This is a genomic window from Pseudoduganella lutea (assembly GCF_004209755.1).
Taxonomy (GTDB): domain Bacteria; phylum Pseudomonadota; class Gammaproteobacteria; order Burkholderiales; family Burkholderiaceae_D; genus Rugamonas; species Rugamonas lutea.
Genome location: NZ_CP035913.1, coordinates 5,046,588 through 5,059,340, shown reverse-complemented (window position 1 = coordinate 5,059,340; position 12,753 = coordinate 5,046,588). Strand labels below are relative to the sequence as shown.

At 66.4% G+C, this 12,753-nt stretch carries 14 protein-coding genes; 8 read left to right on the top strand and 6 right to left on the bottom strand.

What is annotated here, in order from left to right; translation table 11 throughout:
* Positions 1-2: 2 nt before the first annotated feature.
* The 6 genes from EWM63_RS21595 to EWM63_RS21570 form a co-directional block, all read right to left on the bottom strand.
* Positions 3-842 (bottom strand): ABC transporter ATP-binding protein, encoded by an 840-nt coding sequence (locus EWM63_RS21595; protein WP_130188380.1) that lies wholly within the window; start codon positions 840-842, stop codon positions 3-5.
* Positions 839-1,867, bottom strand: coding sequence for an aromatic ring-hydroxylating dioxygenase subunit alpha (locus tag EWM63_RS21590; RefSeq protein WP_130188379.1), 1,029 nt, complete (start codon positions 1,865-1,867; stop codon positions 839-841). The genes EWM63_RS21595 and EWM63_RS21590 overlap by 4 nt, the downstream gene beginning before the upstream one ends.
* A 75-nt stretch (positions 1,868-1,942) precedes the next feature.
* On the bottom strand, positions 1,943-2,947 hold the full coding sequence (locus EWM63_RS21585) for an ABC transporter substrate-binding protein (protein WP_207221129.1): 1,005 nt from the start codon (positions 2,945-2,947) through the stop codon (positions 1,943-1,945).
* A gap of 433 nt (positions 2,948-3,380) precedes the next feature.
* Positions 3,381-4,634, bottom strand: coding sequence for a DEAD/DEAH box helicase (locus EWM63_RS21580; RefSeq protein WP_130188378.1), 1,254 nt, complete (start codon positions 4,632-4,634; stop codon positions 3,381-3,383).
* Positions 4,635-4,712: 78 nt separating this feature from the next.
* A complete protein-coding gene (locus EWM63_RS21575; protein ID WP_130188377.1) occupies positions 4,713-5,102 on the bottom strand; it encodes a VOC family protein in 390 nt (129 codons plus the stop codon).
* Positions 5,103-5,148: 46 nt separating this feature from the next.
* Positions 5,149-5,568, bottom strand: coding sequence for a hypothetical protein (locus EWM63_RS21570; protein WP_130188376.1), 420 nt, complete (start codon positions 5,566-5,568; stop codon positions 5,149-5,151).
* Positions 5,569-5,647: 79 nt separating this feature from the next.
* On the opposite strand from EWM63_RS21570, the gene EWM63_RS21565 reads away from it, so the two are divergent.
* The 8 genes from EWM63_RS21565 to prmB all read left to right on the top strand — a co-directional run bounded on the left by EWM63_RS21565 (position 5,648) and on the right by prmB (position 12,725).
* Positions 5,648-6,010, top strand: coding sequence for a MerR family transcriptional regulator (locus EWM63_RS21565; protein ID WP_130188375.1), 363 nt, complete (start codon positions 5,648-5,650; stop codon positions 6,008-6,010).
* Positions 6,011-6,016: 6 nt separating this feature from the next.
* On the top strand, positions 6,017-6,721 hold the full coding sequence (locus EWM63_RS21560) for a Mut7-C RNAse domain-containing protein (RefSeq protein ID WP_130188374.1): 705 nt from the start codon (positions 6,017-6,019) through the stop codon (positions 6,719-6,721).
* A 112-nt stretch (positions 6,722-6,833) separates the two neighbouring features.
* Positions 6,834-8,075, top strand: a complete 1,242-nt coding sequence (gene dapC / locus EWM63_RS21555) for a succinyldiaminopimelate transaminase (RefSeq protein WP_130188373.1) — start codon at positions 6,834-6,836, stop codon at positions 8,073-8,075.
* Complete coding sequence (gene dapD, locus EWM63_RS21550) at positions 8,072-8,899, top strand: 2,3,4,5-tetrahydropyridine-2,6-dicarboxylate N-succinyltransferase (RefSeq protein ID WP_130188372.1); 828 nt, start codon at positions 8,072-8,074, stop codon at positions 8,897-8,899. The genes dapC and dapD overlap by 4 nt, the downstream gene beginning before the upstream one ends.
* 170 nt (positions 8,900-9,069) lie before the next feature.
* Positions 9,070-10,212 (top strand): PilT/PilU family type 4a pilus ATPase, encoded by a 1,143-nt coding sequence (locus EWM63_RS21545; protein ID WP_130190527.1) that lies wholly within the window; start codon positions 9,070-9,072, stop codon positions 10,210-10,212.
* Positions 10,213-10,323: 111 nt separating this feature from the next.
* Positions 10,324-10,674 (top strand): ArsC family reductase, encoded by a 351-nt coding sequence (locus EWM63_RS21540; protein WP_130188371.1) that lies wholly within the window; start codon positions 10,324-10,326, stop codon positions 10,672-10,674.
* A gap of 19 nt (positions 10,675-10,693) precedes the next feature.
* Positions 10,694-11,827, top strand: coding sequence for a succinyl-diaminopimelate desuccinylase (gene dapE / locus EWM63_RS21535; protein WP_130188370.1), 1,134 nt, complete (start codon positions 10,694-10,696; stop codon positions 11,825-11,827).
* Positions 11,828-11,840: 13 nt separating this feature from the next.
* The gene (gene prmB / locus EWM63_RS21530) at positions 11,841-12,725 is read left to right on the top strand and encodes a 50S ribosomal protein L3 N(5)-glutamine methyltransferase (RefSeq protein WP_130188369.1); all 885 of its coding nucleotides are present in this window, start codon (positions 11,841-11,843) and stop codon (positions 12,723-12,725) included.
* Positions 12,726-12,753: the final 28 nt, after the last annotated feature.

The following is a 12,753-nucleotide window of genomic DNA, read 5'->3' as shown; positions in this document are numbered from 1 at the left end:
CCTCAGTGTTGGCCGTTGGCCTCGACCAGCAGGTCGGACAGCTGCTTGCAATAGGCCATGAAGGCCGGCGAGATGCGGAAATCGTCGTCGCGCACGCGCGGCCCTTCGATGGCCACGTCGGCGATCACGCGGCCGGGCCGCGCCGCCATCACCACCACGCGCGACGACAGGTACACCGCCTCGTAGATGCTGTGCGTGACGAACACCACGGTCAGGTCACGCCGGGCCCACAGGTCGCGCAGGTCGGCATCGAGCCGGTTGCGGGTGAATTCGTCCAGCGCGCCGAACGGCTCGTCCATCAGCAGCAGGTTCGGTTCGGTGGCCAGCGCCCGGGCGATCGATGCACGCATCTGCATGCCGCCGGACAGCTCGCGCGGGTAGACGTGGCCGAACTTCGCCAGGCCGACCAGCTCGAGCGCCTGGTCCACGCGCGGCGCCGCCTGCGCGCGCGGTACGCCTTTCAGGTCCAGCGGCAGGCGCACGTTGTCATGCACCCGGGCCCACGGCATCAGGGTCGCCTCCTGGAATACCATCGCCAGCGTGCGCCCCGGCGTGTCGACGGTGGCCATACCCTCGCCCCACCAGCGCACGTGGCCGGCCGACGGGGTTTCCAGCCCGGCGAACATCTTCAGCAGCGTGCTCTTGCCGCAGCCGGAAGGCCCCAGCAGCGACACGAATTCGCCGCGCCCGATGCGCAGCTTCACGCGGTCCAGTGCGCGGGTGCCGTTGGGATAGGTTTTCTCCACCCCGTTGGCGTACAGTACCGCGGGCGCCGGGGAAGCCGCGGCCACGGCCCCAGCCCCGGCCCCGGCCAGCAGCAGCTCGTCGTCGCGTTTCATCATGCCTCCGGCGGGTTGTGCACTTCGGATTCGCCATGCCGCGTAAGCAGGTCCATCAGCATGCGGCGCATCATCAGGCCCGGCTTGTCGGACTCCATGTGGAATTCGACGCGGCGCCGCGTGTCGACGCAGGCATCGGGATCGGTGGCTTCCAGGATGTCGCGGTCTTCCGTCGTGATCGGCCGGTCCCAGTCGATCAGCTCCTGCGTCGAGCAGGCTTCCTCGCTGTCGTTGCGGTACAGCCACTGCACCAGCATCAGCGTGCCGTCGTCGATCGGCGTGGCGCAGTTGTAGATGATGTGATGGATGCCCGATGCCGGGTACACGCAGCCGAAGCGTCGCGAGAACGGCATGTACCAGCGGTTCGTCAGGTGCCGTTCGGTGACCGGCTCGGAGGTTCCGGTGATGCGGAAGCTCGCTTCCGGGTTCCTGACCGGCACGTGGGTCTCCGCCTCGAAGCCCCAGTCGTTCGGACGGAACTCGTACTTTGCCGGTACCGGGTTGTCGATCATGCCGAAGTTCGCCTTGTGCACGAAGCTGAAGTGCGAATTGTCGAACGAGTTTTCCATCACGCGCAGCGGCGACGTCTTCCATTGTTCGTAGAACTGCAGGATGCGTCGGTAGCCGGGCGCCTCTTCCTCGGGAAAGTACGGGATCGGTTGCAGCGGCTCTTCCAGCGCCACCCACACATAGCCATAGCGCTCATCGCAGTGGTAGGCCGGCACGCGCGCACCGGCCGGGATGCTAGCATCGGGGTTTTGCGGAATGCGCACGCAGGTGCCCGAACAATCGTACGTCCAGCCGTGGTAACCGCACACGATGTTGCCGTTCTCGACGAAGCCTTTCGACAGCTTCGCGGTGCGGTGGCAGCAACGGTCGCGCAGCGCGGCCGGCTTGCCGTCGGCGCCCTTCCACACGACGATGTTTTCGCCCAGCAGCGTGAATGGTTGCGGGCCCTTGTCCAGCGCGGACATCGGCATCAGCGCATACCAGAATTTGCGGAGGACTTTCTGTTGGGTGACGAGCATGGTTGACTCCTGTTACAGGTGGGCCGGCGTGCCAGAATGGTCGCCTTCGCCCGGGGTGCTGCAATGCGGTGGTGCTCAGGGCATGACGTTCAGGCCCTTGACGAACTGCGTGGTGTAGGCCTGCTTCCAGTCGGTTTCCTTCTTCAGCAGGCCAGCCGACACCATGAAGTCATAGGTGCGCCGCCAGCGCGCATCCGTCATCGTGCCGATGCCCTGCTGCGCCGCGTCGCCGCCCGTGACGAAGCTGTATTCCTTCAGCTTGCCGACGGCGTAGGCCAGCTGGTCGTCCTTCATGTTCGGGTTTTCCTTCTTGATCAGCGCATTGGCCGGCGCCGGGTTGGCCAGGTAGCTTTTCCAGCCTTCCATCGACGCGCGCACGAAGCGGGCCACCAGGTCCGGCTTGTCCTTGACCAGCTTCTGCATGGCGACCACGGTTGTGCCGTAGGGCGGGTAGCCGTCGTTGGCGAACAGGTAGAAATTGGTTTTCGCGCCGGCCTTCGCGGCCTGGAACAGTTCGGACGACGGGTAGGCCTGCTGGGCGAAATCGGGGTCGGCCAGGAACGGCTGCAGGTTGAACGTGTAGGGCCGGCCCTGCGCCTCGGTCAGGCCATACTTCGCCTTCAGCCACGGCCACCATGTGGTGCGCCCCGAGGTCGACACCAGCACGGTCTTGCCGTCCTTCAGGCCGGCCAGGCCCTTCACATCGGTATGCGTCATCATGCCCTGCGCGTCGGTCTGGAAGCTGGCCGCCACGGTGGTGGCGGGAATGCCCTGCTCCACGCTTTTCAGCACCTGCAGGTCGTAGCCCATGAAGAAGTCGGCCTGGCCGGTGGCCAGCAGCTGCATGCCGTTGACCTGTGGGCCGCCCATCCTGATGGTGACGTCGAGGCCATGCTTGCGGTAGATGCCTTCGGCCACAGCCTGGTAGAAGCCGCCGTGTTCGGCCTGGGCATACCAGGAGGTAAGGAAGGTGACCTTGTCGGCGGCGGCCGCATTGCCGGCGGCCACGCCGAAAGCGGTGACGAAACAGAAGGCCAGCGCGGCGCGGCGCGCGGGGTTCATGGCGGGGATGGATTTCATGGGCACTCTCTGGGGTTGGAAAGCGGGAACGACGCGATGCGGGATGCGGCCAGCCACACGCCGTGCGAACGGCATGGAGGGGCTTGCATCGCGGGGAAATGAAACCGGGAGGGCCGCCGGGCAGCGGCAATGCAGGAAGCGAAAAATGCGGGAAGCGAAAAGGTGCGGCATGGCGTTCTCTCTTGAGGTCTGTAGACAACCAGATGCACGTCCCGGGGACGCATCCACAAGAGCAATGCCCCATGTTCTAGTGGCGACGTTGGCCGTCGCCGCGGAACACTAGCCGCTTCTACTCATACGAGAGTTAATGCAAACGCCGTGCCAGCGTTTTATGACCGGCAGGGCGCCGGCCGCGGGGAGGAAGAGAATATTTTTGCACCAGCGTGGCGCGCGGGAGCACCAGCGCGGATGACACGCTTCGTTGTTGTGCAGGCTACGCCGGCTGCTTGGCCGCCGCTTCGCGCAGCTTGTCCTTCTTGCTCTTGCGCTTGCCCTTGATGCCGCCATTCGGATCGGCGGCCGGCGCGCCGGTCAGGGATTCGGTGTCTGCCTCGACCGGCTCGAAGCCGGCGATGCGCTCGCGCGGCACGCGCAGGCCCTGGCGCTTCTCGATCAGCCGGAAGTGCGCTTCCGCATCCGGCGTGACGAAGCTGATGGCGCTGCCGCTGGCGCCGGCGCGGCCGGTGCGGCCGATGCGGTGCGTGTAGTCGGCAGCGGCGCGCGGCAGGTCGAAATTGACGACGACCGGCAACTGCGCGATGTCGATACCCCGCGCGGCCACGTCGGTTGCGACCAGCACGTGCAGGCGGCCGGCGCGGAAGTCGGCCAGCACGCCGGTGCGTGCGCCCTGGCTGAAATCGCCGTGGAACGCTTCGGCGGCCACGTCGTTGCGGCGCAGCTTGTCGGCTACGTGCTCGGACGCGTACTTGGTGGCGGTGAACACGAGCACCTGCTTCCAGCCATGCTCCCTGATCAGGTGCTTGAGCAGTTGCAGGCGGCGCGGCGCATCCACTTCGATCGCGCGCTGGGCGATGTCCGGCTCGTGCGCGGCGTCGTTGTCCACCTGCGCGCGCACGGGCTCCTGCAGCAGCGAGGCGGCAAGCGACTGCACGGCGGTCGGGAACGTGGCGGAAAAGAACAGGTTCTGGCGGCGGGCCGGCAGCAGCGCGAGGATTTCCGCGATCTCGTCGGCAAAGCCCATGTCGAGCAGCTTGTCCGCTTCGTCGAGCACCAGCGTGGCGACGCCGTCGAGCTTGATGGCATTGTGGCGCGCCAGGTCGAGCAGGCGGCCTGGCGTGGCGACGATGATGTCGGTACCGCCGCGCAGCGCCATCATCTGCGGGTTGATCGACACGCCGCCGAAGGCGATCGACACCTTGATCGTGGAGGGCAGGTGCTGCACCAGCGCGCGGATCGCGTCGCCCACCTGGGCCGCCAGTTCGCGCGTGGGCACCAGCACCAGGCCATGCAGGCCGCGACGCGTGCCCTGGCGCGCCAGCAGCGCGTGCAGCATCGGCAGCGCGAACGCCGCCGTCTTGCCGGAACCTGTCTGCGCGGCGCCCAGGACATCCCTCCCCTGCAGCGCGGCGGGAACGGCGGCCGCCTGGATGGCGGTGGGAGTGGCATAACCGATGGCGGCCACGGCATCGAGCAGGGCGGGCGCGAGGCCCAGGGAAGCAAAGGACATGAGGGTACTGGCAGGTGAATGAGCGCGCAGTATAAAGCACGCGGCCAGCTCAGCCGCCGCAGCCGGATTCGCGCCCCCTTACATGCCCACGTCGCCGTAAGGTCCGGCAAGCACGACCACGTAGCCATCGGGATCGCGCAGCCATATTTCCCTGTGCTGGGCGTTGCGGTTTTCCTTCGGGCCTTCGAGCACCGTGACGCCCGCCACGGCGGCGCGGTCGACGGCATCGTCGAAGTCGTCGGTCCAGAACCACAGCAGCACGCCATTGCCGTAGGGCCGGCAGGCGGGATCGCCGATGTGCGCATGATGGTGCGCATCCCAGCGGTGCAGTTGCAGGATCATGCGGCCGTCGAACGTCAATTGTTCATATTCGCTGCCGCCGTGGGCGCTCTTGCAGCCCAATACGGCCTGGTACCAGCGGCTCGCGGCGTCGACGTCGGACACGGCGATCAGGGGTTGCGCTTGCATGGACACCTCCGTTGAACGAGGAGCGCACAGCATAGCACCGGGCAGCTCAGCCGCGCGCGCCGTTTCGCGGGACCGGCGGGCGCCGCAGCGGCAGCCATTGCACGATGCCCCATGCCAGTTCGGGCACGATGAACAGCCAGAGCAGCGGCATGCCGGTGAGTGCCAGCGTCCACGCCATCCACAGGCTGAACGCGAACCGCCCAATGCCGTCGTAGCGGCCGAAACGGGGCTGCGGGTCGGTGATGCGCAGCACGGACCACAACAGCACGACCGTGCCCATCAGGCAGGCGAACAGCACGTGCATGGGCGCGAAGGCGGGCAACGGCGTGCCGCCCAGCGCCACGTTGGTGGCGGATAACTGCGCGTGCAGCAGCGCGAACGTCCATGGGGTGGCGAATGGCGCGGTCACGATCAGGTCGTACAGCCCGCTGGCGCGGACGATGCGCGAATACGTGGTGGCAAGCATGGGAGCTCCGTGAATTGTCGTGGCCCGATGATGAACGCTGGAGTACACTCCAGGGTCAAGCATTCTTTGCGGAGGTGTCATGCGGATCGGCGACATCGCGCAGGCGACCGGCATCAGCCGGGATACGCTGCGCTTCTATGAAAAGCGCGGCCTGCTCACCGCGCGGCGCAGCGGCAACGGCTATCGCGACTATGCGCCCGAGGCGGTGCAGTGGCTGACCTACATCCGCACTGCGCAATCGCTCGGCTTCACGCTGGCCGAGATCGAGGCCGACCTGCCGCTGCTTGCCGATCCCGGCGCCTCGGCGCAAGCGCTGCGTGCCGCCCTGCGGGCCAAGCTCGCCGAGATCGACCGGCGCATCGGTGGCCTGGTGGCGCTGCGCACCGACCTCGCGGCGCGGCTCGACGACATGGACGAATGCCCGCTGCGCCCCGCGCCGTAAGCATCGATGGTCACCGCCACGTTCCGGTTCGACAGCGCGCTGGACATGTTCCTCGCGCGCGAGCACCGCGGCCGCGCGTTCGCCGCACCGTGCGCGCGCGCCGCCACCGTCAAGCACATGGTCGAGGCGCTGGGCGTGCCGCATACCGAAGCGGGCGAAGTGCTCGTCAACGGCGCGCCGGTGCCGCTCGACCATCTGCTCGAAGATGGCGACGACGTGCATGTGCCAGCCGCGCGCCCGGTGTTGCTGACGCCGTCGGAAGCACGCTTCGTGGCCGACGCCCACCTGGGCGGCCTGGCCAGGCTGCTGCGCATGGCCGGTTTCGATACGCTGTACGACAATGCCATCGACGATGGCGAAGTGGAAGCCTTCTCCGAACTCGGCGGGCGCATCGCCCTGACCCGCGACCGCGAGCTGCTCAAGCGGCGCGGCGTGCTGCGCGGCTGCTACGTGCGCGCGCTGAAGCCCGAACCGCAGTTGCGCGAAGTGTTTTCCCGTTACGGCCTGCAGGCGGCGATGCGGCCATTCACACTGTGCCTTGCGTGCAACGTGCCCCTGCAGCCGCGCGCGAAGGAGGATGTGCTCGACCGGCTGCCGTCCTCCGTGCGTGCCACGCAGGACGCATTCCTGGGCTGCCCGCGGTGCGGCGGCGTGTTCTGGCAAGGCTCGCACTGGCGGCGCATGCGCGCGCTGCTCGACGGTATGGGCTGAAGTGACGGGACGGTGCCGGGCGCGCCGGCGGCACGCGGGCTATAATGGCCGGCTGACATTCATGCATCACCAGAAATCACGCTCCGGCGTGCGCCTTTTCCCGAGATCCGACGTGAATCCATTACTCGACAAACTGCACCCCTACCCGTTTGAAAAACTGCGCCGGCTGTTCGAGGGCGTGACACCCGACGCGCAGTACCGCGCCATCAGCCTGGGCATCGGCGAGCCGAAACACCCCACGCCGCCCTTTATTTGCGCGGCGCTGGCCGACAGCCTGTCCGGCCTGGCCATGTATCCGGCCACCGCCGGCTCCGAAGCGCTGCGCGGCACGATCGCGGCATGGCTCGAGCGCCGCTATGGCCTGCCGGCGCTGAATCCGGCCACGCAGGTGCTGCCCGTGAATGGATCGCGCGAGGCGCTGTTCGCCTTCGCGCAGGCCGTGATCGACCCGGCCGCGAAGGATGGCGATCAGCAAGCGCTCGTGGTGTGCCCGAACCCGTTCTACCAGATCTACGAGGGCGCCGCGTTCCTGGCAGGGGCCGAACCTTACTTCGTCAATTCCGACCCGGCGCGCAATTTCGGCTGCGACTACGACAGCGTGCCGGCCGACGTGTGGCAGCGCGTGCAGTTGCTGTATCTGTGCTCGCCTGGCAATCCGACCGGCGCCGTGCTGTCGCTGACGGACTGGGAAAACCTGTTCGCGCTGTCCGAACGCCACGACTTCATCATCGCGGCCGACGAGTGCTACTCCGAGATCTACCATGGCGACGAGCCGCCGCTGGGCGCGCTGCAGGCCGCCCACATGCTGGGCCTGTCCTCGGTCGACAGGCCATATGCGCGGCTGGTGGTATTCTCCAGCCTGTCGAAGCGCTCGAACGTGCCGGGCCTGCGCTCGGGCTTCGTGGCCGGCGACGCGGAAGTCCTGAAGAAATTCCTGCTGTACCGTACCTACCACGGCGGCGCCATGAGCCCGCCGGTGCAGGCCGCATCGATCGCGGCGTGGAACGACGAGTCCCACGTCGCGGAGAACCGCGCCCAATACCGCGCGAAGTTCGATGCCATCACGCCGCTGCTGGCCGAAGTGCTCGACGTGGCACTGCCGGACGCCGGCTTCTACCTGTGGGCCGACGTCAGCCGTACCGGTCTGTCGGACACCGAGTTCGCGCGTCGCCTGTACGCCGAATATAATGTCACGGTCCTGCCGGGCAGCTACCTGGCGCGCGAAGCCCACGGCAGCAACCCCGGCCGCAACCGCATCCGGATGGCGCTCGTGGCGGAAACGGCCGAAGGGCTGGAAGCCGCGCAGCGCATCGTCCGCTTCTGCAAATCCCTCACTTCATCACACGAATCATGACTCAACAACTCCAGCAAATCATCGAACAGGCATGGGACAACCGCGCCGAAATCAATCCGTCGAACGCCACCGCCGAAGTGCGCGATGCCGTCAACCACGTGCTGGCCGGCCTGGACGACGGCAGCCTGCGCGTGGCGCAGAAGGATACCGGCACCTGGGTGGTGAACCAGTGGATCAAGAAAGCCGTGCTGCTGTCGTTCCGCCTCGAGAACAACGTGGTGCTGCCGTCCGACGGCACCATGCAGTTCTACGACAAGGTGCCGACCAAGTTCGCCAACTACACGCCGGAAGATTTCGCCAAGGGCGGTTTCCGCGTGGTGCCGCCAGCCGTGGCACGCCGCGGTTCGTTCATCGGCAAGAACGTGGTGCTGATGCCCTCCTACGTGAACATCGGCGCGTATGTCGATGAAGGCGCCATGGTCGACACGTGGGCCACGGTGGGTTCGTGCGCGCAGATCGGCAAGAACGTGCACCTGTCCGGCGGCGTGGGCATCGGCGGCGTGCTGGAACCGATGCAGGCCAATCCGACGATCATCGAGGACAACTGCTTCATCGGCGCCCGTTCCGAAATCGTCGAAGGCGTGATCGTCGAAGAGAACTCGGTGATCTCGATGGGCGTGTACATTGGCCAGTCGACCAAGATCTACGACCGCGCCACCGGCGAAGTGAGCTACGGCCGCATCCCGTCCGGCTCCGTCGTGGTGTCCGGTTCGCTGCCGTCGGCCGACGGCAAGTACAGCCTGTACTGCGCCGTGATCGTCAAGCGCGTCGATGCGCAGACCCGCGCGAAGACCGGCATCAACGAACTGCTGCGCGGCGTTTAAGGCGGTTTGACCCAGAGGCAGAGACTGGGGTCAGACCCAGCGGGGTGAAGCAGGGGTTTCGGCGAGCAAGGCTCGCCGCCTGCGAAACGGCGCTGGCTTGCAAGCCAGCGACTATCCTGACCCCGGAATCTGCTTGTGGGGTCCAGAGAAGACCGAGGGCATTTACGATGATGGACCGCCTGTTCCAGCTGATGAAAGAGAAGAACGCGTCGGACATGTTCTTCGCCGTGAACTCGCCGGTGCACCTGAAAATCAACGGCAACCTCATTCCGGTCAACCAGCAGAAGCTGGAGCCGGAAAACATCGATGCGCTGCTGGCGGAGATCTGCACGCCGGCGCAATTGCAGGAACTGGCGCAGACCAATGAACTGAACATGGGTATCTCCGTGCCCAGCCTGGGAAGGTTCCGGCTCTCCGCCTTCCGGCAGCGCGGCACGATTTCCGCCGTGTTCCGCTACGTTCCCGCCAGTATTCCCGCGCTCGCCGAACTGGGCCTGCCGCCCGTGCTGGCCGAGCTGGTCATGGAAAAGCGTGGCCTCATGCTCGTGGTGGGCGCCACCGGGTCCGGCAAGTCGACGACGATCGCGGCGATGCTCGATCACCGCAACGCGCTGCGTTCCGGCCACATCCTCACGCTCGAAGACCCGATCGAATACCTGTTCAAGAACAGGAAATGCATCGTCAACCAGCGCGAGATCGGCAGCGATGCAAAGGATTTCGATACCGCGCTGCGCAACTCGATGCGCCAGGCGCCGGACTGCATCCTGATCGGCGAGATCCGCGACCGCGAAACGATGGCCGCCGCGCTGGCCTATGCGCAGTCGGGCCACCTGGTCGTGGCCACGCTGCACGCGAACAACAGCTACAACGCACTGAACCGCATCATCAGCTTCTATCCGGTGGAGAACCGCCCCGCCCTGCTGCAGGACCTGTCGTCGACGGTGCGCGCCATCGTGTCGCAGCGGCTGCTCCGCTCGAGCGGTGGCGGCAGCCGCACGCCCGCCGTCGAGGTGATGGTCAACACGCGCTACGTGTCCGACCTGATCGAGAAAGGCGAGATCGGGCAGATCAGGGAGGCACTGGACCGGAGCCTGTCGCCTGGCTCCCAATCGTTCGAGCAGGCGCTGTACAAGCTGGTGCAGGAAGGCCGCATCACGCAGGACGAGGCACTGGCCAACGCCGACTCGGCCACCAACCTGCTCTGGCTGCTGAACAACGGGCCCGAAGGCCGCCCGGCAGGGCAACAAGCGGGCGAGCCCGAAGCCAGGCCGGTGGCCGAAGCGTCCTTCACGGAGTTCACGCTCGACCGCTGAGTCAACAGCCGCGGGCGCCAGGTGCGGCAAGCCGGCTCCGTGGCCGGTTCGACCGGCTATAATGGCGCACTTTGGCCGGCCGCCGGCGGCCGCGCGCCCACCCGAATACCCATGATCACTCTCTACGGCATCCCCAACTGCGACACGGTGAAAAAAGCCCGCGTCTGGCTGGCCGAGCAGCAACAGGACTTTACCTTCCACGACTTCAAGAAACAGGGCCTCGACGAGGTCACCGTGCGGCACTGGCTGCGGCACGTGGACTGGGAAGCCCTCGTCAACCGGAAGGGCACCACCTGGCGCGGCTTGCCGGACGAGCGCAAGGCCGCTGTCGTGGATGCCGCCAGCGCCACCGCCCTGATGCTGGAATTCCCGTCCGTGATCAAGCGCCCCGTGCTGCAAACGGCCGCCGGGTGCCACGTGGGGTTCAAGGCAGACCACTATCAACAGCTCTTCGCCGCTTAATCACGCGGACAACACAACCATGACCGAATCCCGTACCCTCGCGCTGACCGAAAAGCTGATCGGCCGCTCTTCCGTCACCCCCGAGGACAAAGGCTGCCAGCAGCAGCTGATCGCCCTGCTCGAACCGCTGGGCTTTCGCTGCGAGACGATCGTCTCCGGCGACGTGACGAACCTGTGGGCACGCCGCGGCACCGAGCAGCCCGTGTTCGTGTTCGCCGGCCACACCGACGTGGTGCCGACCGGCCCCGTCGAACAATGGACATCGGAGCCGTTCTTCCCGACGATCCGCGACGGCAAGCTGTATGGCCGCGGCGCGGCGGACATGAAGACGTCGATCGCCGCCTTTGTCGTCGCCTGCGAGGAATTCATCGCCGCCCACCCGGACCACAAGGGCTCGATCGCCTTCCTGATCACCAGCGACGAGGAAGGCCCGGCCACCGACGGCACCGTCATCGTCTGCAACAAGCTGAAGGAACGCGGCGAAGCGATCGACTACTGCGTGGTCGGCGAGCCCACGTCCAGCGCCACGCTGGGCGACATGATCAAGAACGGTCGCCGCGGCTCGATGTCCGGCTGCCTGACGATCAAGGGTATCCAGGGCCACATCGCCTACCCGCAGCTGGCGAGGAACCCGATCCACCAGGCGGCGCCGGCACTGGCCGACCTGGTCGCCGAGGTCTGGGATGAGGGCAACGAGTACTACCTGCCCACGTCGTGGCAGATGTCGAACGTGAAGGCCGGCACGGGCGCGAACAACGTGATCCCGGGCGAGATGGTCATCGACTTCAACTTCCGCTTCTCCACGGCCAGCACAGCTGAAGGGCTGCAGCAACGGGTGCATGCGATTCTCGACCGGCACGGCCTCGAATACAACCTGAAATGGACCATCTCCGGTTATCCGTTCCTGACGCCGCGCGGCACGCTGTCGACGGCGATCTGCGAAGCGATCAAGGGCGAGACCGGCATCGACACCGAACTGTCGACGACGGGCGGCACGTCGGACGGACGCTTCATCGCGCAGATCTGCCCGCAGGTGATCGAGTTCGGGCCGCCGAACGGCAGCATCCACAAGATCGACGAGCACGTGGAAGTGCGCTTCATCGATCCGCTGAAGAACATCTATCGCCGCACGCTCGAGAACCTGCTCGCCTAAACGAAGGAACACCATGACCACCATCTTTGCCACGCCGCGCGACCTGCTGCGCTACGCGACGACCCGCTTCAACACCGAGAAACTGTTCTTTGGCCATGGCAGCGCCGAGGCCTTCGACGAGGCGGCCTACCTGGTCCTGCACACGCTCAAGCTGCCGCTGGACAGGCTCGATCCTTTCCTCGACGCGCGGCTGCTGCCCGACGAAATCCAGCGCGTGCTGGACGTGATCGAGCGCCGTGCCACCGAGCGCGTGCCGGCCGCCTACATCACCAACGAGGCATGGCTGGGCACCTACCAGTTCTACGTGGACGAGCGCACGATCGTGCCGCGCTCCTACATCGCCGAGCTGATTCCCGAGTACTTCTCGCCATGGGTCAACAACCCGGAAGGCATCGCCAACGTGCTGGAACTGTGCACGGGGTCCGGCTGCCTGGCGATCATGATGGCGGACGCGTTCCCGGACGCGCAGGTCGATGCCGTCGACATCTCGGCCGATGCGCTGGAAGTGGCACGCCGCAACGTGGAAACCTACAAGCTGGAAGACCGCGTGAACCTGATCCAGTCGGATCTGTACGCCGCCGTGCCGCAGAAAAAATACGACCTGATCATCACCAACCCGCCGTACGTGAATTCCGGTTCCATGGCGCGGCTGCCGCAGGAATACCGCCATGAGCCGCAGATCGCCCTCGATGGCGGCGTGGACGGCATGGACCTGGTGCGCCGGATCGTGGCCGGCGCCGCCGAGCGGCTGACCGACGACGGCCTGCTGATCGTCGAGATCGGCAACGAGAAGGCGTTCGCGGAAGCGGCCTTCGGCGACATGGGCCTGACGTGGCTGACCACCAGCCAGGGAGACGACATGGTGTTTCTCCTCACCGCCGACCAGCTGAAGCTCTAATAAACACTGTGGCTCATCGAGGCCCCGG

Bases quoted from the DNA above. Each gene is read 5' to 3' on its own strand.
- EWM63_RS21595 (WP_130188380.1), bottom strand. From the start codon at position 842: ATGATGAAACGCGACGACGAGCTGCTGCTGGCCGGGGCCGGGGCTGGG.
- EWM63_RS21590 (WP_130188379.1), bottom strand. From the start codon at position 1,867: ATGCTCGTCACCCAACAGAAAGTCCTCCGCAAATTCTGGTATGCGCTG.
- EWM63_RS21585 (WP_207221129.1), bottom strand. From the start codon at position 2,947: ATGAAATCCATCCCCGCCATGAACCCCGCGCGCCGCGCCGCGCTGGCC.
- EWM63_RS21580 (WP_130188378.1), bottom strand. From the start codon at position 4,634: ATGTCCTTTGCTTCCCTGGGCCTCGCGCCCGCCCTGCTCGATGCCGTG.
- EWM63_RS21575 (WP_130188377.1), bottom strand. From the start codon at position 5,102: ATGCAAGCGCAACCCCTGATCGCCGTGTCCGACGTCGACGCCGCGAGC.
- EWM63_RS21570 (WP_130188376.1), bottom strand. From the start codon at position 5,568: ATGCTTGCCACCACGTATTCGCGCATCGTCCGCGCCAGCGGGCTGTAC.
- EWM63_RS21565 (WP_130188375.1), top strand. From the start codon at position 5,648: ATGCGGATCGGCGACATCGCGCAGGCGACCGGCATCAGCCGGGATACG.
- EWM63_RS21560 (WP_130188374.1), top strand. From the start codon at position 6,017: ATGGTCACCGCCACGTTCCGGTTCGACAGCGCGCTGGACATGTTCCTC.
- dapD (WP_130188372.1), top strand. From the start codon at position 8,072: ATGACTCAACAACTCCAGCAAATCATCGAACAGGCATGGGACAACCGC.
- EWM63_RS21545 (WP_130190527.1), top strand. From the start codon at position 9,070: ATGGACCGCCTGTTCCAGCTGATGAAAGAGAAGAACGCGTCGGACATG.
- EWM63_RS21540 (WP_130188371.1), top strand. From the start codon at position 10,324: ATGATCACTCTCTACGGCATCCCCAACTGCGACACGGTGAAAAAAGCC.
- dapE (WP_130188370.1), top strand. From the start codon at position 10,694: ATGACCGAATCCCGTACCCTCGCGCTGACCGAAAAGCTGATCGGCCGC.
- prmB (WP_130188369.1), top strand. From the start codon at position 11,841: ATGACCACCATCTTTGCCACGCCGCGCGACCTGCTGCGCTACGCGACG.